This window comes from Terrabacter sp. P2_E3 (assembly GCF_056403915.1).
In genome coordinates this window covers 203,521-223,722 of the sequence record NZ_JBFUEN010000006.1, presented here as the reverse complement: position 1 = coordinate 223,722, position 20,202 = coordinate 203,521, and the positions used below count along the sequence as shown (strand labels likewise).

General features: G+C 73.3%; 18 protein-coding genes. 12 read left to right on the top strand and 6 right to left on the bottom strand.

The annotated features are described in order from the left end of the window. Positions 1 to 378: 378 nt before the first annotated feature. The 3 genes from AC1DW8_RS10055 to AC1DW8_RS10045 all read left to right on the top strand — a co-directional run bounded on the left by AC1DW8_RS10055 (position 379) and on the right by AC1DW8_RS10045 (position 4,336). A complete protein-coding gene (locus AC1DW8_RS10055) occupies positions 379 to 1,701 on the top strand; it encodes an HD-GYP domain-containing protein (protein ID WP_478093693.1) in 1,323 nt (440 codons plus the stop codon). Then, positions 1,698 to 2,990 carry an HD-GYP domain-containing protein gene (locus AC1DW8_RS10050; RefSeq protein WP_478093691.1) on the top strand — a complete coding sequence of 431 codons (1,293 nt, stop codon included), beginning with the start codon at positions 1,698 to 1,700 and terminating at the stop codon, positions 2,988 to 2,990. Before AC1DW8_RS10055 ends, AC1DW8_RS10050 begins: the two co-directional genes overlap by 4 nt. A gap of 173 nt (positions 2,991 to 3,163) precedes the next feature. Next, the gene (locus AC1DW8_RS10045; protein WP_478093689.1) at positions 3,164 to 4,336 is read left to right on the top strand and encodes an NAD(P)-dependent malic enzyme; all 1,173 of its coding nucleotides are present in this window, start codon (positions 3,164 to 3,166) and stop codon (positions 4,334 to 4,336) included. Here the strand turns inward: AC1DW8_RS10045 and AC1DW8_RS10040 are convergent. Genes AC1DW8_RS10040 through AC1DW8_RS10030 form a run of 3 tightly spaced genes read right to left on the bottom strand, consistent with a single transcriptional unit; the run spans position 4,333 to position 6,429 of the window. Beyond that, the gene (locus AC1DW8_RS10040; RefSeq protein WP_478093752.1) at positions 4,333 to 4,956 is read right to left on the bottom strand and encodes a CbiQ family ECF transporter T component; all 624 of its coding nucleotides are present in this window, start codon (positions 4,954 to 4,956) and stop codon (positions 4,333 to 4,335) included. The genes AC1DW8_RS10045 and AC1DW8_RS10040 overlap by 4 nt on opposite strands. Before the next feature lie 41 nt (positions 4,957 to 4,997). Further along, complete coding sequence (locus tag AC1DW8_RS10035) at positions 4,998 to 5,708, bottom strand: energy-coupling factor ABC transporter ATP-binding protein (RefSeq protein WP_478093687.1); 711 nt, start codon at positions 5,706 to 5,708, stop codon at positions 4,998 to 5,000. Positions 5,709 to 5,715: 7 nt separating this feature from the next. Further along, positions 5,716 to 6,429 (bottom strand): biotin transporter BioY, encoded by a 714-nt coding sequence (locus AC1DW8_RS10030; protein ID WP_478093685.1) that lies wholly within the window; start codon positions 6,427 to 6,429, stop codon positions 5,716 to 5,718. Positions 6,430 to 6,481: 52 nt separating this feature from the next. On the opposite strand from AC1DW8_RS10030, the gene AC1DW8_RS10025 reads away from it, so the two are divergent. Then, a complete protein-coding gene (locus AC1DW8_RS10025; protein ID WP_056770642.1) occupies positions 6,482 to 7,453 on the top strand; it encodes a zinc-binding dehydrogenase in 972 nt (323 codons plus the stop codon). Positions 7,454 to 7,487: 34 nt separating this feature from the next. On the opposite strand, the gene AC1DW8_RS10020 is transcribed toward AC1DW8_RS10025, so the two are convergent. Then, on the bottom strand, positions 7,488 to 8,546 hold the full coding sequence (locus tag AC1DW8_RS10020) for a coenzyme F420-0:L-glutamate ligase (protein WP_478093683.1): 1,059 nt from the start codon (positions 8,544 to 8,546) through the stop codon (positions 7,488 to 7,490). Further along, complete coding sequence (gene cofD, locus AC1DW8_RS10015) at positions 8,543 to 9,547, bottom strand: 2-phospho-L-lactate transferase (RefSeq protein WP_056770635.1); 1,005 nt, start codon at positions 9,545 to 9,547, stop codon at positions 8,543 to 8,545. Before cofD ends, AC1DW8_RS10020 begins: the two co-directional genes overlap by 4 nt. A gap of 244 nt (positions 9,548 to 9,791) precedes the next feature. Here cofD and AC1DW8_RS10010 point away from each other — a divergent pair, with 244 nt between their 5' ends. The 3 genes from AC1DW8_RS10010 (at position 9,792) to AC1DW8_RS10000 (ending at position 14,831) form a co-directional block, all read left to right on the top strand. Next, positions 9,792 to 10,058, top strand: a complete 267-nt coding sequence (locus AC1DW8_RS10010; protein WP_020143018.1) for a WhiB family transcriptional regulator — start codon at positions 9,792 to 9,794, stop codon at positions 10,056 to 10,058. 178 nt (positions 10,059 to 10,236) lie between these two features. Next, a complete protein-coding gene (locus AC1DW8_RS10005) occupies positions 10,237 to 13,365 on the top strand; it encodes a glycosyltransferase family 2 protein (protein ID WP_478093680.1) in 3,129 nt (1,042 codons plus the stop codon). Continuing rightward, complete coding sequence (locus AC1DW8_RS10000; RefSeq protein WP_056824214.1) at positions 13,362 to 14,831, top strand: DUF5719 family protein; 1,470 nt, start codon at positions 13,362 to 13,364, stop codon at positions 14,829 to 14,831. The genes AC1DW8_RS10005 and AC1DW8_RS10000 overlap by 4 nt, the downstream gene beginning before the upstream one ends. Before the next feature lie 31 nt (positions 14,832 to 14,862). Here AC1DW8_RS10000 and AC1DW8_RS09995 read toward each other — a convergent pair whose 3' ends face one another. Continuing rightward, positions 14,863 to 15,297 carry a metallopeptidase family protein gene (locus AC1DW8_RS09995; RefSeq protein WP_081633808.1) on the bottom strand — a complete coding sequence of 145 codons (435 nt, stop codon included), beginning with the start codon at positions 15,295 to 15,297 and terminating at the stop codon, positions 14,863 to 14,865. Positions 15,298 to 15,425: 128 nt separating this feature from the next. On the opposite strand from AC1DW8_RS09995, the gene AC1DW8_RS09990 reads away from it, so the two are divergent. From AC1DW8_RS09990 to AC1DW8_RS09970, 5 genes are all read left to right on the top strand, one after another. Next, positions 15,426 to 15,818 carry a DUF3499 domain-containing protein gene (locus AC1DW8_RS09990; protein ID WP_056770627.1) on the top strand — a complete coding sequence of 131 codons (393 nt, stop codon included), beginning with the start codon at positions 15,426 to 15,428 and terminating at the stop codon, positions 15,816 to 15,818. An 8-nt stretch (positions 15,819 to 15,826) separates the two neighbouring features. Further along, entirely contained in the window at positions 15,827 to 17,317 is a 1,491-nt protein-coding gene (locus tag AC1DW8_RS09985) for a phosphomannomutase/phosphoglucomutase (RefSeq protein WP_478093677.1), read from the top strand. Then, a complete protein-coding gene (locus tag AC1DW8_RS09980; protein ID WP_056770621.1) occupies positions 17,314 to 17,559 on the top strand; it encodes a Trm112 family protein in 246 nt (81 codons plus the stop codon). The genes AC1DW8_RS09985 and AC1DW8_RS09980 overlap by 4 nt, the downstream gene beginning before the upstream one ends. 5 nt (positions 17,560 to 17,564) lie before the next feature. Continuing rightward, the gene (locus tag AC1DW8_RS09975) at positions 17,565 to 18,713 is read left to right on the top strand and encodes an SIS domain-containing protein (RefSeq protein ID WP_478093675.1); all 1,149 of its coding nucleotides are present in this window, start codon (positions 17,565 to 17,567) and stop codon (positions 18,711 to 18,713) included. Between the two features lie 95 nt (positions 18,714 to 18,808). Beyond that, positions 18,809 to 20,200 carry a mycothione reductase gene (locus AC1DW8_RS09970; protein WP_478093673.1) on the top strand — a complete coding sequence of 464 codons (1,392 nt, stop codon included), beginning with the start codon at positions 18,809 to 18,811 and terminating at the stop codon, positions 20,198 to 20,200. Positions 20,201 to 20,202 lie beyond the last annotated feature (2 nt).

The following is a 20,202-nucleotide window of genomic DNA, read 5'->3' as shown; positions in this document are numbered from 1 at the left end:
CTGCGCGAGTGGCCAATTTGGTCGCAGGTTTGCCCTGCAAACCTTAAAATCTTCGTATAGATCCGGCATGGGTACGCCGGATCTGCTTCCGTGCGCCCGCGCGCGCAAGGCATCCTGTGCATTGAGGGAAACCTCTGTTGTTCTGTGCTGCCGCAGCAACGCCCCTCCATGGCGCACGCATCCGGAACATCCATCTATGAAGGAGCCCCCACATGTTCGCTGCCCTCCTGTCGGCACTCGCGTCCAACGACCTCGCCACCCGCGCCATCATCTCCCTCGCTGGCGTCTGGGGCTGGACGGGCGGCTGAGCACTCTGCCTTGCCGGACGGCGTCGGGACCCTCCCTAGGTCCCGACGCCGTGGCACTACCGTGGCTTCCGTGACGACAACGGCCATGGCGAGCGCCCAGTCGCGCTGGCTCCCGTACTATCTGGCGCTCGTCGTCACGACCTCGCTTGCCGTCGGTGTCTCCTCCTGGTTCCTGTTGCCTCGGCCGTCCTTCGGCCCACTCGTCCTCCTCTGCATCATGGGCCTGGTCAGCTATCAGATCCGCGAGCCGGAGCTGGGTCTGCGCATCAGCTTCTCCTTCCTCTCGATCATCCTCGTGGCCTCGGCCGCGATCGTCGGGATGTTCGGTGCCTGGCTGGTCGGAGCCCTGTCCATGCTCGTTGACAGGGAGCAGCCACGTCGGAGCGTCACGATGTTCAACGCGGCGATGTGCAGTCTCCTCGGCGCGAGCAGTGCTCTCACGTACGCGCTCCTCGGCGGCGTCGAGGGAGACGCGATGGTCGGGATGGGACCGGTCAGGCTTGCCTCCGATGTCGGCTGGCCCCTGCTGGCCGCTGACATCGCCGCCTGCCTGGTCAACGCGGCACTCCTGTCCGGTGTCATCAGCCTCGACAAGCGCGTGCCCTTCTGGGTGCAGATGCGGCAGGTACTGACCGGTTCGGGTGTCGCCTACGTCGGCTACGGCGTCATCGGTCTGCTCTTCGTCATCCTGTGGTTCCCTGCGGGACTCGGCGCCTTCAGTGCATTGCTCGTCCTCGCGCCGCTGCTCGCGGCCCGGTGGGCCTTCATCCAGTTCGGCGAGGAGCTGCGCTCTCACGAGCGGACCGTCGACACCCTCGTCACGGCGCTCGGCACCAAGGAACCCGCCGCCGTCGGACGGAGTCGTCGGGCTGCTGCACTTGCGGAGTGGGTCGCCGAGGGGCTGGGCCTGCCGCCCGGCCAGATCGGCACGGTCCGCTACGCCGCGACGCTCCATGAGATCGGACATCTGGGAGTGGCCACCCGCCTGCTCCGCCGGGCACCGTCCTCGCTCAGTCCTGCCGAGCGGCGCGTCATCGACGGCCACAGCGTCGTGGGTGCCCGGATGATCGAAGGGATCGACTTCCTCGAGGACGCCCGATCGGGCATCCGCCACCAGCACGAGCGTTTCGACGGGAGCGGGCGACCTGACGGCCGGGCCGGGCAGGACATCCCCATCGCGGCGCGAATCGTGGCCGTGACGTCGGCCATCGACGAAGTCGTGCACGCGTCCGACGCCGGCGCCGGCGCCGGCGCTGGCGTCACCGTCGCTGACGTGGCGCGCGCGCTGAGCGCCGACCCGGGTCGGTTCGACCCCGACGTCGTGGCGGCGGCGATCGCCGCCCTGGACCGGCACGGGCTGCCGACGTCCGCACCCGCGGAGGCGGCGACGTGAACGGTGCTCTCCGTCGCGAGCCGGTCGCCGGATTCTTCGGCGTCCTCGGCCTCGTCGCGTCTGTGGCGGTCGCGATCCGAAGCGGGGACGTCCCCTCGGCGCAAGACCTCACGACCATCTGGTTCGTCGCCGTGTTCGCCGTGGCGATCGTGGTCGGTGAGTGGTTCCACGTATCCGCACCCGGATTCCGCGAGGCAGCCCCCATTTCCATGGGCGCTGCCTTCGGACTGGCACTGACCACGGAGCTGCCCGGGAGGGTGCAGCTGCCTTATGGCGCCCCACTGGTGCTGGCGGTCACAGCCGCGTCCATGGCGCTCGGCACCACCGTGCGCGTCGTCGCCGGGCGCGACACGAGCCTCGTCGACGCGGCCGGGCGGTTCGTGGCGATCCTCGCGGTGACGCTTGTCTACCGCGTCGCCGTCCTGGGCCAGAGTCCCGGCGCCACGCTGCGCGAGGGCTCGTACGCCCCGTGGCAGCAGGCACTCCTGCTGCTCGGGATCTGTCTGCTGGCCCTGGTGACCGATGCCCTCTTCACCTCGCTTCTGCAAGGGCTTGCGGTCGGCGCCAACGTGCGCCGGATCTTCGTCGAGGAGTTCCGATCCTCGTTCGCGCTGTCGATCGCCGTCGCGGTCACCGGCGTCCTCATCGCGCTCGCCGCCCCGCCCCTCGGCATCGTGGCCCTGCCGCTCTTCCTCATCCCGCTCGTCCTGACGCTCTTCGCGTTCCGGCGCTACGTCAGCATCCGCGCCACCTACCTCCAGAGCATCCGGACGCTCTCGCGCCTCACCGACGCCGCGGGCTACACCCCGTCCGGGCACTCCGAGCGCGTGGCGGCCCTGTCGGTCCAGGTGGGCCGCGAGCTGGGCCTGTCGGAGCGCGAGCTGCTCGACCTCGAGTACGCCGCGCTGCTCCACGACATCGGACAGGTGGCCCTCGTCGAGCCGATCCCCGGTGGCGCCACCGTCCTCGCGGCGCCGGCCGACCAGCGGCGCATCGAGGCCGACACCGTCGCCATCGTCCGAGAGACCGGCGTCTTCGAGGGGGTCGCGCGGATCCTCGAGCACCAGACGACGCCCTACCGCCAGGTGCGCGAGCTCGGCGAGGAGATCCCCCTGACGAGCCGCATCGTCAAGGTCGTCAACGCCTACGAGGACCTCACGGCGGGGGCCCGCAGCGCTCGGGCGCGAGAGGCGGCCGTCGAACGCATCTACCTCGGACTCGGCTACGAGTACGACCCGCGCGTCGTCGACGCCCTCCTCAAGTCCCTCGGCTCCTCGGCCCACGTCTGAGACAGAGGTCACACCGCGCCGGAGGCCCTTGGGTCGGTCCGTGTCGCCGTGCCATGATGGCGACTTCGGGCAACCCCCGTCGCGAGAACGAAACCTGCAGGCCAGACCCCCGGCACTGTCCACCAGTGAGGGCGCCTGCCCTCTTCGTCTCCATGCGAACGAGGTGTTCCAGCATGAGTGCGTTGCCCACCAGCCAGCTCTTCGACCCCAGCGACCCGGTCTTCCGGGCCCACGTGGGCGGGAAGCTCGGGGTACACGCCACGTCGGAGCTGCGCGATGCTGCCGACCTCTCCCTCCTCTACACGCCGGGGGTCGCCCAGGTCTCCCTCGCCATCGCGGTCGACCCGACGCTGGCCGCCGTCTACACGAGCCGACGCAACACCGTCGCCGTCGTCAGCGACGGCACCGCAGTCCTCGGGCTCGGCGACGTCGGACCGCTGGCCGCCATGCCCGTGATGGAGGGCAAGGCGGTGCTCTTCAAGCACTTCGCCGACGTCGACGCCGTCCCCGTGTGCATGGAGACCGGCAGCGTCGAAGAGATCGTCGACGCGGTGGCGCGGATCGCACCGACGTACGGCGGCATCAACCTCGAGGACATCTCGGCGCCGCGGTGCTTCGAGATCGAGCGCCGGCTCCAGGACCGTCTCGACATCCCGGTCTTCCACGACGACCAGCACGGCACGGCGATCGTGGCCCTGGCCGCCCTGCTCAACGCGGTCAGGATCGTCGACAAGGACCTCGCCGACCTCACGGTCGTCGTCTCCGGCGCCGGTGCCGCCGGTGTCGCCGTGAGCCGGATCCTCGTGTCGGCCGGCGTGGGCGACGTGGTCGTCGTCGACTCCCGGGGCGTGCTCGGTCCCGACCGTGACGACCTGGCCGCCCACAAGCGCGAGCTCCGGGAGGTGACCAACCGGTACGGGGTGACCGGCGCCATCGGCGACGCGCTCTCCGGGGCCGACGTCCTCATCGGCGTCTCCGGGGGCACGGTCGCCGAGCGCGACCTCCTGAGGATGGCACCGCGCGCGATCATCTTCGCGCTCGCCAACCCCGACCCCGAGGTGCACCCGGCCGTCGCCGCCCGCTTCGCCGAGGTGGTCGCGACCGGCCGCTCCGACTTCCCGAACCAGATCAACAACGTCCTCGCCTTCCCCGGCATCTTCCGCGGCGCACTCGACTCCGGGGCTCGCCGGATCACCGAGGAGATGAAGCTCGCGGCAGCGCATGCCATCGCCGGGCTCGTCGACGCGCCGACGGCCGACCGGATCGTGCCGAGCGTGTTCGACGAGCGCGTGGCGCCGGCCGTGGCTGAGGCCGTCTCGGGCCGGGTCCTCGGGGGAGTGCGTTAGCCGGCCGACCGTGACGACGCTCCCGGTCCGTCCGGGCCGGGAGCGTCGTCGTCGGCCGGGTCGGTGAGTCCTCTGGCCGCGAGGGCCTCACCCGTCGAGCGTGCGAAGGCGACGACGTGCACGACCGTCGGCACGACGACGGCCCGTGGGTCGCGGTCGAGACCTCGGGCCCGGGCCGACTCGCGCACGCTGGAGAACGACCCGGCCACCCAGGGCACCGAGCGCACGACGACGCCGAGGGTGAGCGCCACGACCTCGGGGTCGACGACGCGGCGCAGCGGGCGGGCCGCCCGCACCACGCCGTCGAGCAGGTCGGTGACCGGCGTCGTCGCCGTGAGGATGCCCGCCGCGACGAACGCGTTGACGATGCCGAGGACGACGCGGACGGCATACGCGAGGTCGCGCGACCACCACTGGAAGGCCAGCAGGACGACGAGGACGGGGAGGAGGCCACGCATCGAGCGCACGAGGCGGCGCGCCGGGAGGCGCGCTGCCAGCACGACCCCGACCAGGACGACGGTCGTGACGGCGAGCGGCCACACCGACTGCGCGAACCAAGGCGTCGCCCCGACGACGAGGACGCCGACGAGCTTGAGCCACAGAGGCATTCGATGCACCACCGACGTGCCGGGGACGTGCGCCGTGAACAGGCCGGGACCGTTCACGGCGCGTCGGACAGCGCGAGGTAGCGCTCCACGGCCGTCGCCGGCTCACCGTCGAAGACGATGCGCCCCTCGTCGACGACGAGGGTCCGGTCGGCGTGGAGGGCGAGCTCGAGGTCGTGGGTCGCGACGACGACGGACTGGGGGAGCGAGTCGAGCAGGGAGCGCAGCCGGAGGGTGTTGCGTCGGTCGAGGAGCGTCGTCGGCTCGTCGAGGACGAGCAGACCCGGTTCGGTGGCGAGGACGACGGCGAGGGCCATGAGCTGACGCTCACCCCCGGACAGGTCGTAGACGCTCTGGTCGGCGAGGTGGGCCAGTCCGAAGCGCTCGAGCACCCGCTCGGCGGCGGCCCGTCGGTCGGTGCGCGACCGGTGCAGCCGCCGCAGGGAGAGCTCGACGTCCTCGCGCCCCGTGGGCATGACGAGCTGCGAGATCGGATCGGTGAAGGCGAACGCGACGCGGCGGCGCACGCGGGCCCCGTGACGCACCGTGTCGAGGGCGTCGACGGTGACGGTGCCCGACGTCGGGGTGACGAGGCCGTTGAGGAGGCGGAGCAACGTCGACTTGCCCGACCCGTTGGCGCCGATGACCGTCACCCGCGACTCGGTCAGGACGAGGTCGACGGGACCGAGGATGGTGCGCGTCCGCTGCCCGGGCGAACCGTCGACGGGCACGGTCACCGTCGCGGCCTCGAGGCGGACCTCCGTCACGGACGGGTCACGCGCGGGGGCGCCGTGGGCGCACGAGGACGTCCGGGAAGGCGCGGTGCACGGCGACGGCGGCGACGACCGCGACGACGTCCTTGACGAGGTCGCCCGGGAGGAAGGGCAGGTCCGCGCTGATCGCGGCCGACAGCGGCAGCCGGAGGTTGACCATGAGCCCGACGACCCCGAGCGCGTGGACGACCGCGACGGTCGTCGCGAAGGAGGCGAGCAGGAGCAGTGGCACCCAGAGCGACCGGTTGGTGCGGCGGACGACCACGCGGGCGGCGACCCCCACGACGAGCGCCGCGACGAGGAACGACACGAGGTAGCCGGCCGTCGGTCCGCTCAGCACCTGCAGGCCGGACTGACCCCGGCTGAAGACCGGCAGCCCGACGAAGCCGAGCAGCAGGTAGAGCGCCACGGCGAGGCCGCCGCGGAGGGGCCCGAGCACGAGCCCGGTGAGCACGACTGCGAGGGTCTGCAGCGTGATCGGCACCCCGAACCCGCCCACGGGGATGCCGGGCACGACGGCGGCCGCGACGAGGAGCGCCGTGAAGACGGCGACGAGAGCGACCGACTGCGCGTCGACGCCGTGGGTCTGCTGACCGGCGCCGCGATCGCCGGCCCGGGAGGCCTGGCCGGTCGTGGTGGCGCTCGACTCGGCACGGTCCCGGGTCGCCGTCGTCGTCTGCGCGGGCTCGTGGCGCACGGGGATGTCGTCGGTCACGGGCAGGACCCTACCGGGGCGCCGTTCGGCCTCCGGTCACTATGGTGCTGGAATGCTCGCTGCCTACGCCGCCGGTCAGTCCGCCTCCGACCCGCTCTCCGGTCTCGTCGTCGGGGACCGCCCCGATCCGGAGGCCCGCCCGGGCTGGACCGTCGTCGACCTGCGCGCCGCCGCGCTCAACCACCACGACGTGTGGTCGCTGCGTGGCGTCGGCCTCGCGGCGGACCGGCTGCCGATGGTCCTCGGCTGCGATGGCGCCGGGGTCGACGCCGACGGAAACGAGGTCATCGTCCACGCCGTCGTCCCCTCGGAGGGCTGGCGCGGCGACGAGACCCTCGACCCGCGACGCACCCTCCTGTCAGAGCTGCACGACGGCACCCTCGCCGAGAAGGTCCTCGTCCCCGAGGGCAACGTCGTGCCGAAGCCGGCGTCGATGTCGTGGGAGACGGCTGCCTGCCTCTCGACGGCGTGGCTCACGGCATATCGCATGCTCTTCACCAACTCCGGAGTGCAGCCGGGCGGCACGGTGCTCGTCCAGGGCGCCGGTGGCGGTGTCGCCACGGCGCTCATCCAGCTCGGCTCGGCCGCCGGCTACCGGATGTGGGCCACCTCCCGCGACGAGGCCCGGGGTCAGCGGGCCCTCGAGATCGGCGCTGACCGCGTCTTCGGCTCGGGCGAGCGGCTGCCCGACCGCGTCGACGCCGTCATGGAGACCGTCGGCGCCGCGACGTGGTCGCACTCGGTCAACTCGCTCCGCCCCGGCGGGACGATCGTCATCTCCGGGGCGACGTCCGGCGACGCCCCGGCGAAGGCCGAGCTGACGAAGATCTTCTTCAAGCAGCTGCGCGTCGTCGGCTCGACGATGGGCACCCGCGAGGAGCTCGGGCAGCTGGCCCGCCTCGTCGAGCAGGCACGCATCGAGCCGGTCGTCGACTCGGTCCTGCCACTCGCCCGGGCCCGTGACGGCTTCGCACGGATGGTCGACGGCGACGTCTTCGGCAAGGTCGTCTTCACCGTCGGGTGACGTCCGCGGGCTCGTCCCGCCCTGCCCCCGGCGGTCAGGACCCGTGCGCGCCCGAGACGTGCACGACCGCCGACAGGCCGTCCGCCGACGGCGAGCCGGCCTCGCCGACCAGCCACTCGCACCACAGCGCGGCCCGCAGCCGGGCGACGAGCTGTCCGAGCTCGTAGGGGCTCTCGGCGCCGAGGGTGACCGAGAGCCGGCCCACGTCGGCGGTGCCCGACTCGACGCCGTGCAGCGCAGCGCGAACCGCCCGGGACACCGCGTCGAGGCGGGTGTCGGTGCCGGCGGGGGCGATGCCCACGGCAACGGCCTCCGGGCTGCCCGGCTCGATGCCCAGAGCGGCACGCACGGCCTCGACGCGTCCGTAGCCGAACCAGTCCCCGGGGCCGGTGCGTACGAGGTCGCGTCCCCGGGGCTGGGACTCGAGGGGCTCGTCGACGAGGATCCCCGGCAGCCCCCGCAGCACCGCGGCGGGCACGGCGGACACCTTGCCCTTCGCGAGGTCTGCCGCGGCGGCGATCTCGTCGGCGACCGCGCGGGTCGTCACCTCGAGCGGCTTGCCGTCGGCGTCGGTGCCCCCGCGCAGGTCGTCGAGGACGCGCAGCCCGTGGGCGCCGAGGGCGAAGTCGACCTGTCCGACGCGCCAGGCACGTCCGGCGGTGTCGCTCAGGACCACCCCGACTCGGACGCCGTGCCGCGCGACGAGGGCGTCATGGACCTGCTCACAGATGCCGTCGGGGTCGTGGGGGAGCAGCAGCCACCCGCCGCGCGCCCCCGTGTTGGAGCCGTCGACACCCGCAGCCGCCATGATGGGCCCGGCCTTGGCGCGGACGATCCGCGTGACGCGGTCGCCCACCGAACGCTCGGCGACGACGTACTCGGTCTCGCCGTGCACGACGCGGTCCTTGTCGGGGTCGTGCGTCACGAGACCGAGGGCCTTGCTCGCGATCTTGCTCGAGACGACGACGACGTCGCCGTCGGCGAGCCGGATGCCCGCGTGGTCGAGACCGACCTGGAGCACATCGGCGAGGTCGTCCCCCTCGCGCACCTCGGGTATGCCGGTGAGCGGGGTGATCGTGATCGGCGCGGTCACGCCCGGGCTCGCTCCGTGCGCAGCCGCAGACCGAGGTCGAGGGCCGCCCCGGCCATGTCGGCCGCCGCCTCGACCGAGCTCATGAGCAGCGGGCGGCGCAGGACCTCGAGACCCCGGCGTGCCGGCATGGGGTCGTCCTCGTCGACGAGCCAGCCGTCGAGGAAGTCGGCGTAGAGCCCGGCGACGCCGGCGCTCGACTCCTCGACCCCGATCGTGCGCAGGCACACGTCGGCGTGGCCCCGCACCGGGCGCCCGCCGACGAGGGGGGAGACCCCGACGACCGGCGCGCGGGTGCCGCGCAGCGCGTCGCGCACACCCGGGACGCCGAGGATGATGCCGATCGAGACGACGGGGTTGCTCGGCGGCAGGATGACGACGTCGGCCTCGCGGATCGCGTCGAGCACGCCGGGAGCCGGCGTGGCCCGGTCGAGGCCGGCGACGACGAACCGGTCGGCTGCGAGCTCTGCGCGGTGGCGCACCCACCACTCCTGGAAGTGGATCGCCCGCTGCTCGCCGTCCTGCTCGACGACGACGTGCGTCTCGACGGGGGTGTCGGTCATCGGCAGGAGGCGTACGCCGAGCTCACCGAGCCCCCAGCGTTCGGAGAGCCGCTCGACGACGCCGCTCAGCGGCATACCCTGGCCGAGCAGCTGCGAGCGGTAGACGTGGGTGCCGAAGTCCCTGTCTCCCAAGGTGAACCACTGTGGCTCGGCGCCGAGCGCGGCGAGCTCCTCGGCGAGGTGGTGCGACTCGTCGGCGCGCCCCCAGCCCTGCCCCTCGTGGATGCCTCCGCCCAGGGTGTAGAGCAGCGTGTCGATGTCGGGGCACACCCGCAGGCCGAAGAGCGTGATGTCGTCGCCGGTGTTGCCGATGACCGTCAGCTCGAGCGGATCGGGGCGGTCGGGATCGGCGACCAGTGGGTAGGTCTGTCGGGCGTGGTGGAGCAGGCCCCGGAGGAACCGGGCGCCGCCGACTCCTCCGGCCAGGGCGGTGATGCGCATGCGCCGATCCTCTCAGCAGTCTGCCCCCGTCCCGTCGTGCGGGGTCGGCCCGGACATTTCGAACCTGCGAATATCACCAACGGGCTTGACGTAGGGCATATGACACGCATGTAATTTCATTGTTGTATTCGGTCGGGGTTGGATCGCTGGGAATCTTGGACGCATTTGTCCGGAACCTCCGGAGAACGGTGCCGCTCGGTGCGACAGTGCTGACACAAAGTGCAGTCAGGGTCGAGGAGGGGTCATGCACGAGTTGATGGTGGTTTGGTCGGACACGGGCGAGCAGGAGGGTGAGCTCTCCTGGCAGGAGCGTTCGCTCTGCGCCCAGACCGACCCGGAGGCGTTCTTCCCTGAGAAGGGCGGCTCCACCCGCGAGGCCAAGAAGGTCTGCGTGGGATGCGAGGTGCGATCCGAGTGCCTCGAGTACGCCCTGTCCAATGACGAGAGATTCGGCATCTGGGGCGGACTGTCCGAGCGAGAGCGCCGCAAGCTGAAGAAGCGCGCGGTCTGATCGTGAGGTTCCAGCCCGGCACCTCGCTGGTGTCCGGGTGCAGGTAGCCGCTGTGCCCGACGAGCTCGCCGAAGACCTGAGCACCCCCGCTGGCGCGGGGAGTGCGTCGTCCGTGTCGTTGTCCGCCCCTCCCTCCACCGGGCAGCGACCGAACGGAACGGTCGACGCGATCGTCGTCGTGCACAACGGAGCTGCGTGGCTGGCGCAGTGTCTCGACGGCCTGGCCGCCCAGACACTGCCGCCAGCGCGGCTCGTCATCGTCGACGTCGCGAGCAGCGACACGTCGAACGCCATCGCGCGCGCCCACACCGGCGTGCGTCGGGCGATCCCCTCCGTCGAGATCGTGCGTCTCGACGGCCGCGTGCCGATCGGTCGCGCCATCGACGCCGGTGTGGCGGCGCTCCCCGTCGGCGCCGACGCGTCCACGAGCTGGGTGTGGGTGCTCCACGACGACACCGTGCCGCGTGCCAACGCGCTCGCCCAGCTGCTCCAGGCCGGGCTCCGCTCGAAGTCCGTCGGGGTGGCCGGGCCCAAGATCGTCGACTGGGACGACCCGCGACGCCTCGTCGAGATGGGCATCCAGATCACCCGCACGGGCCGCCGCCTGGCCTCGCCCGCCCGCGGGGAGGCCGACCAGGGCCAGTACGACCACCGCGCGGACGTCCTCGCGGTGAGCACGAGCGGCATGCTCGTGCGACGCTCCGCCTACGACGACATCGGTGGCTTCGACCCCGCGTTCGTCGAGCACGGAGCCGATCTCGACCTCGGCTGGCGGGCGCAGCTCGCCGGCCACCGCGTCATCGTCGTGCCGGGTGCGGTCGTGCGCGACGCGTCCGCCGGCATCGACGGTGAGCGACCGGGTGTCCCCAGGCCTCGTGAGCTCGAACGCCGCGGGCGCCGGGCCGCCCGACAGGTCACGCTGGCACGCTGCTCGCCGCTGGCCGCACCGTTCCTCGCCGTCTGGATGGCGCTGTCCGCCCTCGTGTCGTCCGTGACCCTGCTCGTGGCCAAGCGCCCGAGGCAGGCCTGGCGCGAGCTGACCGACGTCAGCGCGCTGCTCCACCCGTTCGCGACCCTCGGCGCCCGCTGGCGTGGACGCCGGACCAAGCGGTTGCGTCGGGACCACCTCGGCACGCTCTTCGTCGCACCGGCCGTGGCCGCCCGCACCACCATCGACCACATCCAGGACGCCATCACCCCCGAGCGCAGCCGCGCGCGGCGCGAGGCGGCCCTCACCACCGAGACCGGCCCCGTCGCCGACGACTCCGAGTCGCTCGACCACCTGCCGGCATCGCTGCCGCGTCGCATCGTCTCGCACCCCGGGTTCCTCGCCGTCCTCGCCGTGCTCGTCGCGACGACGGCCGCCTGGCGCGACGCCATCCGGGCCGGGGCGCTCTCACCCACGAACGCAGGCGTGGCCGGCGGCGAGCTGCGACCCGTGTCGACCGACGCCTCTGGCCTGTGGCACGCGTTCCGCGACGCCTGGCACGGCGCGGGACTCGGCACCGGCGCCGAGTCCGGCCCCCATCTCGCCGTGCTCTCCGCCCTGACGTGGCTCGCCGAGCGGGTCCCCGGCGTCGCCGAGAGCCGGTCGAGCGCCGGGGTGACCATCGCCTGGCTGCTCTTCCTCACACCGGTGCTCGCGACGTGGTCGGCCTACCTCGCCGGACGCGTCGTCACCTCCTCGCGGGTCGCCCGGGCGCTGGGTGCCCTGGCCTGGGGCACGGCCGGCGTCGCCGCGACCGGCATCGCGCAGGGCCGGGTCGGCGTGGCCGTCGTCCACGTCCTGCTGCCCTTCGTCCTCGCCGGCTTCTGCCTCGCGGCCCGCCGCGACGGCACCTTCACCGCCTCCTTCGCGACGGCGCTCGCGACGGCGGTGGTCGGGGCCTTCGCGCCGCCGCTGCTCGCGCTCTCGGTCGTCGCGGCCCTGCTGCTCCTCGTCCTCGGCCCGGGCCTGCGCCGGGCCCGTGCTCTCGTCCTGCTCGTCGTGCCCACCGCGCTCCTCGGACCGTGGGTGGCCCAGTTCGTCGAGGACGCACGGCTGCTCCTCTCCGGTCCCGGCCTCGTCACGACCGTCGACGACCGCGGCCCGTCGGGGGTGCTCGCGCACGTCCTCGGCGAGCCGGGGGCGACCAGCTGGGCCGTGTGGCTCGGTGCGCCGCTCGTCGTGCTCGGGGTCCTCGGGCTCGCGACGCGGGGACGCAGCCGCGCCGAGTCCGTCGGTCTGGTCGTCGGTGGGGTGCTCGCGCTGCTCGGGCTCGCCGCCGCCCTATTGTCCGGGCGGGTCGTCCTCGGCTCGGCCGAGACCGGGGTCGGACAGTCCGCCACGGCACACCTCTGGGCGGGCGTCGGCGTGCAGCTCTGGCTGGCCGGCCTGCTCGTCGGGGTGCTGGCGGGCAGCAGGCCCGTGCTCGAGTCGCTGGCCCGTCCGGGTCGTCGCTGGGGGTTCGCCGCAGCCGTCGCCGCCGCGGCGCTCGCCGTCGTCCCGGTCCTGGCAAGCGCCGCCTCCTGGGGCGTCCAAGGAATCGGCCACACGCTCTCGGTGGGGCAGGCCACCCTCCCCGCCGTCGCGATCGAGCAGGGCAGCGGCCCGCTCGGCAACCGCCTGCTGCTCCTGCGCCCGTCCGACGACGTCGTGGACTTCGTCCTCGCCGGTCAGGAGCCGGGCGAGCTGCTGCGTGACCTCGACCGCACCCCCGACGCCGATGACGCGCCGCTCGTCGACGCCGTGGCCAACCTCGTGGGCGGCCGCGGGGCCGACTCCCTCGACTCCACCGCCCTGGCCCGCCTCGGCGTCGGCTTCGTGCAGGTGCGGGCGACGGCCGACTCCGCGCTCGCCCGCCGCCTCGACTCCTCCGAGGGTCTGAGCCGTCTCGGCACGAGCGAGCGCGGCATCCTCTGGAAGGTGCAGCCGCTGCCGGCCGCCGACGGCGGGGTCGCTGCGACCGCTCCGTCCCGGGCCCGCCTCGTCGACGCCGACGGAGCGCTGCTGCGGGTCGTGCCCACGTCGGGACCGCACGCCGCGGTCGACACGATGCCTCCGGCCGGGAAAGCTGCACGCTTCGTCGTCCTGGCCGAGCCCGCCGAGTGGTCGCAGCAGGCGCTCGTGACCTTCGACGGCCGAGAGCTCCTACCGGTGGCCGGGGCCGCCCAGCCCACGTATGCCGTGCCCCCCACCGCCGGGGAGCTCGAGATCGATCTCGCTGCAGCACAGCCGTGGTGGCGGCTCGGCCAGGGTCTGCTGCTCGGCTTCGTGGTGTTCATGGCCGTGCCCTTCGGCAACCGACGCTCGAGGAGGCGCACATGACGACGAACGTGCCCGGAATGGTCCGGGCGGGTGCCGTGGCGCTCGTCGCCGCGGGACTCGCGGTCGGAGCGACCCGGGTGAGCGGCTCCGTGCAGCTCGCGACCCCGGGCGGGCAGGCCGGCCTGCCCGAGTCCTCCACCGTCCTGCTCGACGAGTCCTCCCTCGTGTGCCCGGGCCAGCAGCGACTCGGAGCCACGGGGCTGAGGGACGTCGAGGGCACCGTCACCGTCGCGGCGGCCACTCCCGACCAGGGTGTCGTCGCCGGTGCGCCGGCGGGCGGCTCCGGCACCGTGGCGCTGCTCGGCGGGTCGTCGTCCACCGGGCTCGCCCAGAGCTCAGACCGGGGAGCGGAGGTCTCGGCCGGCACCGCCGCCCCCGACGTCGTCATCGCGAGGGCGCGGGGCGCCTTCGCCCCGGGGCTCGTGGCCACCCAGGTGTGGCGCCACGGCGGTGACGACGACCGCGGCCTGACCGTGACCCCCTGCCAGCTGCCGTCGTCCGACGTCTGGCTCGTCGGTGGCGGTGGGGGGCCCTCGCGCACCGAGCGCGTCATCGTCAGCAACCCCGGAGCCAACGCCGTGTCCGTCTCCCTCGAGGTCCTGGGGCGAGGGGGGCCCGTCGACGCGGCCGGCGCGCGCAGCATCTCCATCCCGCCTCTCTCGCGGGAGGTCGTCTCGCTCGACGCCCTCGCGCCCGACGAGGCCGGTCCGGTCGTCCACGTCACCGCCACCGGTGGCGTCGTGTCGGCCGTGCTCGACGAGCAGTGGATCCTCGGTGCCACCGGCCGCGGCATCGACGATGCGACCCGCGCCGCCTCGCCGAGCACCGACCTCGTCGTGCCCGGTGTCGAGACCGGCGGCGGCATCTCGCTGCGCCTGGCCAACCCCGGCAGCACCGAGGCCCTGGCCCAGGTGCGACTGCTCACCGACAAGGGGGCGGTGCAGCCGGAGGACCTCCGGGCCGTACGCGTGCCGGCGGGCTCGACGCTCGACGTGGCGATCCCGTCCAACCCGGCTGCCTTGGGTGTCGGTGTCCGGTCCGACCAGCCGCTCGTGGCTGCGGCCTGGACCGAGCGCCGGGCGACGACCGGGGACCAGATGGGCGACTTCGCCTGGACGCCCGCGACCCCGGCCCTCCGGGGAGTCGCCGGAGTCCTGCTGCCCGGACTCGACGGCACCACGAAACGCCTTCTCCTGACAGCAGGTTCGGCTCCCGCGACGGCTCAGGTGCGGCTGGGCTCCGGCGACAGCGCCCAAGTGTCCACCGTCGACGTGCCGGCCGCCTCGACCGTGGCCGTCGACGCCAAGGACGCGAAGGGCGTGTGGGTCGTGCCGACGAAGGGGACACTGCGAGGCGCCGTCTCCGTGGCAGGGATCGACGGGGGAGTGCCGTTCTTCTCGGTGGCCTCGCTCAGTGACGCGCCCGTGCGGGCCCTGTCGGTGCCGGTGCGTCAGGTGCGCAACTAGCGACGGCCCCGCCCGGCCCGGTGTCGGCGGGTCACTCGCCGAAGCCGGGGTCGAGCTCCTCGGGAGCGACCCCGAGCAGCCCGGCGACCTGCTCCGTCACGATGTCGGCCACGAGGGCAGCGACGTCTCGCCGGTCGGTGACGCGCGTCTCGACGGGCCGACGATAGACGACGATCCGCGCCGGACGCGCGCTCGTCGCCGGGTAGAGCCGGCCGAGCGGCACCTCGCGGTGGTCCCACGGAGCAGGTCCGCGGGGCACGTCCTCGACGGCGAACTCCACTGCGGGAAAGGCACGCCCGCACGTCGCCTCGAGCCGGGCCGCGGCGTCGAGGACGAAGTCGTCGAACTCGTCGCGGCGCGAGGTCATGGCGGGGACCGGCGGCCAGGCCAGAGGCCCCCGGCGGCCACGTCCGTGCCGGTCACGCCGACGACGGCGCCCGGGCGTGCGGGGTGAGGCGGTGTCCACGTCTCCACTCTAGATCGACCGTCACCTCGCGCACGGACGCCACCCGGCGGCATACGCCCTCGGTGATCTCGTGCTCGGACGGCGTGGTGATTCGTCCTCTTCGGGAGGGCGGACTAGAGTCCCGGATCGTGGGTCTGACACGTGGTTGCTCGAAGACGGGATGCGCCCGTCCTGCCGTCGCGACCCTGACGTACGCCTACGCCGACCGTGCGGTCGTCGTGGGCCCGCTCGCGACCTACGCGGAGCCGCACACCTACGACCTGTGCCTCGAGCACGCCGAGCGGATGACCGCTCCCCGTGGCTGGGAGGTCGTGCGTGTGGGTGGAGACTTCCCCGAGCCGGCCCTGGCCGCCGACGACCTCCTCGCCCTGGCCGACGCCGTCCGCGAGGCCGGCCGCCCGCGCACGAGCCGCCCCGGAGAGACCCGCACGACGTCACGGGGCCAGGCCACCGCGGAGGCCGAGTCCGGCGCCGTCGAGTCCGGCCGCCGCGGACACCTGCGCATCCTCAAGGACTCCTGACCACTAGGGTGTTCGGCGTGCCCCACCTCGCAGACTTCGTCAAGGCCTACGACGTACGTGGAATCGTGCCCGACCAGCTCTCACCCGACGTGGCCCACGCCCTCGGCGCCGCGTTCGCCGAGGTCGTCGCCGTCCCGGACGGGGCCAGCGGTGTCGTCATCGGCCACGACATGCGCCCCAGCTCGCCGGAGCTCTCCGCGGCCTTCGCCGCCGGTGTGACCTCGCGCGGCGTCGACGTGACCGTCATCGGGCTCTGCTCGACCGACGGCCTCTACTACGCCAGCGGCGCCCTCGACCTCCCCGGCGCCATGTTCACGGCGAGCCACAACCCGGCCCAGTACAACGGCATCAAGCTGTGCCGGTCGGCGGCCCGCCCCGTGGGCCAGGACTCGGGACTCGCCGAGATCCGCGACCTCGCCCAGTGGCTGCTCGACGGTGGGACCGGCCTCGCTCACCCGGCCGGGGGTCCCGGCTCGGTGACGATGCGCGATCTGCTCGGTGACTACGCCGCCTTCCTGCGCGGCCTCGTCGACCTGTCCGGTTCGCGCCCGCTCAAGGTCGTCGTCGACGCCGGCAACGGCATGGGCGGCCACACGGTGCCGGCCGTGCTCGGCACGGGCGCCGGCCTGCCCGAGCTGCCGCTCGAGATCGTCCCGCTCTACTTCGAGCTCGACGGCACCTTCCCGAACCACGAGGCCAACCCCCTCGACCCGGCCAACCTCGTCGACCTCCAGGCCGCCGTGCGTCAGCACGGTGCCGACATCGGCCTCGCCTTCGACGGTGACGCCGACCGCTGCTTCGTCGTCGACGCCGACGGCGAGCCCGTCTCGCCCAGCGCCGTCACCGGGCTCGTCGCGGTCCGCGAGATCCTACGCGCCCGCGAGGGCGGCGACACCGAGGTGTCCATCGTGCACAACGTCATCTCGAGCGCCGCGGTGCGCGAGATCGTGCTCGAGCACGAGGCGACGCCGGTGCGCACCCGCGTCGGCCACTCGTTCATCAAGGCCGAGATGGCCCGCGCCGGAGCCGTCTTCGGCGGCGAGCACTCGGCTCACTACTACTTCCGCGACTTCTGGTACGCCGACACCGGCATGCTCGCCGCCATGCACGTGCTCGCCGCCCTCGGCGAGCAGGACGGCCCGCTGTCCGACCTCTGTGACGAGTACGAGCGCTACGTCGCATCCGGCGAGATCAACTCGACGGTGACCGACCAGGCCGCCGTCGTCGAGCAGGTGCGGGCCTGGGCCCAGGTGCGCGGCGCCGGCACCGACGAGCTCGACGGGCTCACCGTCGCGAGCCCCGAGGGCGACGCCCCGATGTGGTGGTTCAACGTGCGCGCCTCCAACACCGAGCCCCTCCTGCGGCTCAACGTCGAGGCCGCCGACCGTGAGACGATGCAGGACGTGCGCGACGAGCTGCTCGCCCTCATCCGGTCGGGTGCCACCGTGAGCGACGAGACCGGGTCCACCCCCGCCCAGGACGCAGGAGACGCTTCGTGAGCCAGAGCCAGCAGACGATCGAGCCGTGGCTGCGCGGCATCCTCCGGTGCCCGCAGTGCAAGGGCGAGCTCGTCGACGCCGTGCACACCGCGGGTGAGCACGCCGGCACGAGTGAGACAGCCGCGACCGGCGAGACCGCCGAGACCGCCGAGCTGCGCTGCGACACGTGCCACCTCGCCTACCCCGTCGAGGGCGGCGTCCCCGTCCTGCTCGTCGACCTCGCCCGCCGCACCGACGGCTGAGACCCGTGGGCGCCGTGTTCGACGAAGCCCGCCTCGACGACGAGGGCGCCCTGGCCGCTCTCGACTCCAGCGACACGTTGCGCGCCCTGGCGGGCGCGGGTGCCCAGGTGCGGCGCACGGTCGCGGCCTCGACCGAGGCCGGCCTCGACCGGCTCCGTGACGTCGAACCCCGTGGGGTCGTCGTCGCGGCCGCCGGCGGGTCCGTCGCCGTGGCCGACCTCTTCGAGGCCGTGTCCCGCGGCGCGTCGGCCCTGCCGGTCCAGAGCTGCTGTTCGGGATCGCTGCCCGGCTGGGTGGGGGCCCTCGACGTCGTCATCGCCGTGTCCCAGTCCGGTCGGGCGGCCGGCACGCTCGCCCTCGCCGCCGAGGCGGCGCGGCGTGGCGCCTTCCTCGTCACGGTCGGGGCGGCCGACTCGCCGCTGGCCGAGGTCTGTGCCCGGGCCCACGGCGTGCACGTCCCGATCGCGGTCAGCGGGGCATCCTCCCGCACGTCGGTGTGGGCCCAGGCCACTCCTGCGCTGCTCGCCGCCGACGCCATGGGCATCGCGTCCGTCAGCCACGAGACGCTCGCCGAGCTCGCCGACGTGCTCGACCGCACGGCCACCGACGCGCGCCCGTCGTCCGAGTCCTTCGTCAACCCCGCCAAGGTGCTGGCGACCGAGCTTGCCGAGTCGACGCCCATCGTCCTCGGCGAGGGCCGCTTCGGGGACGTCACGGCCCGCCGGGCGGCCGCGATGTTCGGTCGCACGGGCCGCGTGCCCGTCGCGCACGGCGCCCTGCCCGACGCCGCGAGCCAGATCGTCGCGTGCTTCGACGGACCCCTCGCGCCGGGCCAGTCCGGTGGCGGCGGGAGCGACGACATCTTCGCCGACCCGTTCCTCGACGGCCCGACGCGGCCACCGCTGCGGCTCATCATGCTGCGGGACACCTCGCCGGGTGAGCCGCACAGCCTTGCCGAGACCGTCGTGTCCGTGGCCGAGGACGCGGGCGTGCGCGTCTCGCTCGTCGACGCCCCGGCGGCCGACCCCCTGCTGCGCCTCGCGCACCACGTCGCCCTGACCGACTTCGCCGCGACCTACCTCGCCCTCGGCTTCGGCTTCGACCCCGCCACCTCGCCCCACGTGCGCCTGCTGCGGGGCGCCCGCGACAGCTGACCCGTCCGGCACGCCGAGGGCGTATGCCGTGTGCCGACCGCGTGCGGAACGGATGCCGTCCGGGGTCGGTCGGGTCTCCCACGTAGGCTGCCACGGTGACGGAGCACTACGACCTGGCCATCATCGGCAGCGGCTCGGGCAACTCGCTCGTGACCCCCGACTTCGACGACAAGCGCGTCGCGATCATCGAGGGTGGGACGTTCGGCGGCACCTGCCTCAACGTCGGCTGCATCCCGACGAAGATGTTCGTCTACGCCGCGGACCTCGCGCGCGACGTGCGCGGGGCCGGCCGCTACGGCGTCGACGCCACGCTGGAAGGTGTGCGCTGGGCCGACGTCCGCGACCGCGTCTTCGGGCGCATCGACCCCATCTCGGACGGTGGCCGGCGCTATCGCGTCGAGGGACCCAACACGACGGCCTACCTCGGGCACGCGCGCTTCACCGGTGACCGGACGCTCACGGTCGACCTCGGCGACGGCCGCGAGGAGACGGTGACGGCCGACCAGGTCGTCGTGGCCGCCGGCGCCCACCCGGTCGTGCCCGACGTCGTCACCGAGTCGGGCGTGCCGTTCCACACCTCCGACACGATCATGCGCCTCGACGCGCTGCCCGAGCGGCTCGCGATCATCGGCGGCGGTTTCATCGCGGCCGAGATGGCCCACGTCTTCGCCTCGTTCGGCGTGAAGGTGACGGTCGTCGTCCGGTCGTCGCTGCTGCTGCGCCACCTCGACACCGACATCGCACGGCGTTTCACCGACCTGGCCCGCGAGCAGTGGGACGTGCGCACCGAGACGGCGGTCACGGCCGTCGAGACCGGCGTCGGGGGGGCGGGCGTACGCCTGCGCCTCGACGACGACACGGCCGTCGACGCCGACCTCCTGCTCGTCGCCACCGGTCGCCGGCCCAACAGCGCCGACCTCGGCGTCGAGGCCGGGGGCCTGCGGCTGCTCGACGACGCGCGCATCGAGGTCGACGCCTACGGCCGCACGAGCGCCGCGGGTGTCTGGGCCCTCGGCGACATCAGCGCGCCGCACCAGCTCAAGCACCTGGCGAACGCCGAGGCCCGGACCATCGCGCACAACCTCGTGCACCCCGACGACCTGCGCGTCCTGCCGCACGAGAACGTGCCGTCCGGCGTCTTCAGCCACCCGCAGATCGCCACGGTCGGCCTGACCGAGCAGGAGTGCGTCGAGCAGGGCCGCGCGCACACGGCGTACGTCCAGGCCTACGGCGACACGGCATACGGCTGGGCCATGGAGGACACGACGGGCATCTGCAAGCTCGTGGCGGACCCCACGACGGGTCTCCTGCTCGGAGCCCACCTCATGGGTCCGCAGGCGACCTCCCTCATCCAGCCGCTCGTGCAGGGGATGGCGTTCGGCACGACCGTCCACGACCTCGCCCGCCGGCAGTACTGGATCCACCCGGCTCTCGCGGAGGTCGTCGAGAACGCGCTGCTCGGGCTGAAGCTCGACGACCCGGCCTGAGC

Bases quoted from the DNA above. Each gene is read 5' to 3' on its own strand.
- AC1DW8_RS10000 (WP_056824214.1), top strand. From the start codon at position 13,362: ATGACGACGAACGTGCCCGGAATGGTCCGGGCGGGTGCCGTGGCGCTC.
- AC1DW8_RS10045 (WP_478093689.1), top strand. From the start codon at position 3,164: ATGAGTGCGTTGCCCACCAGCCAGCTCTTCGACCCCAGCGACCCGGTC.
- AC1DW8_RS10010 (WP_020143018.1), top strand. From the start codon at position 9,792: ATGCACGAGTTGATGGTGGTTTGGTCGGACACGGGCGAGCAGGAGGGT.
- AC1DW8_RS10025 (WP_056770642.1), top strand. From the start codon at position 6,482: ATGCTCGCTGCCTACGCCGCCGGTCAGTCCGCCTCCGACCCGCTCTCC.
- cofD (WP_056770635.1), bottom strand. From the start codon at position 9,547: ATGCGCATCACCGCCCTGGCCGGAGGAGTCGGCGGCGCCCGGTTCCTC.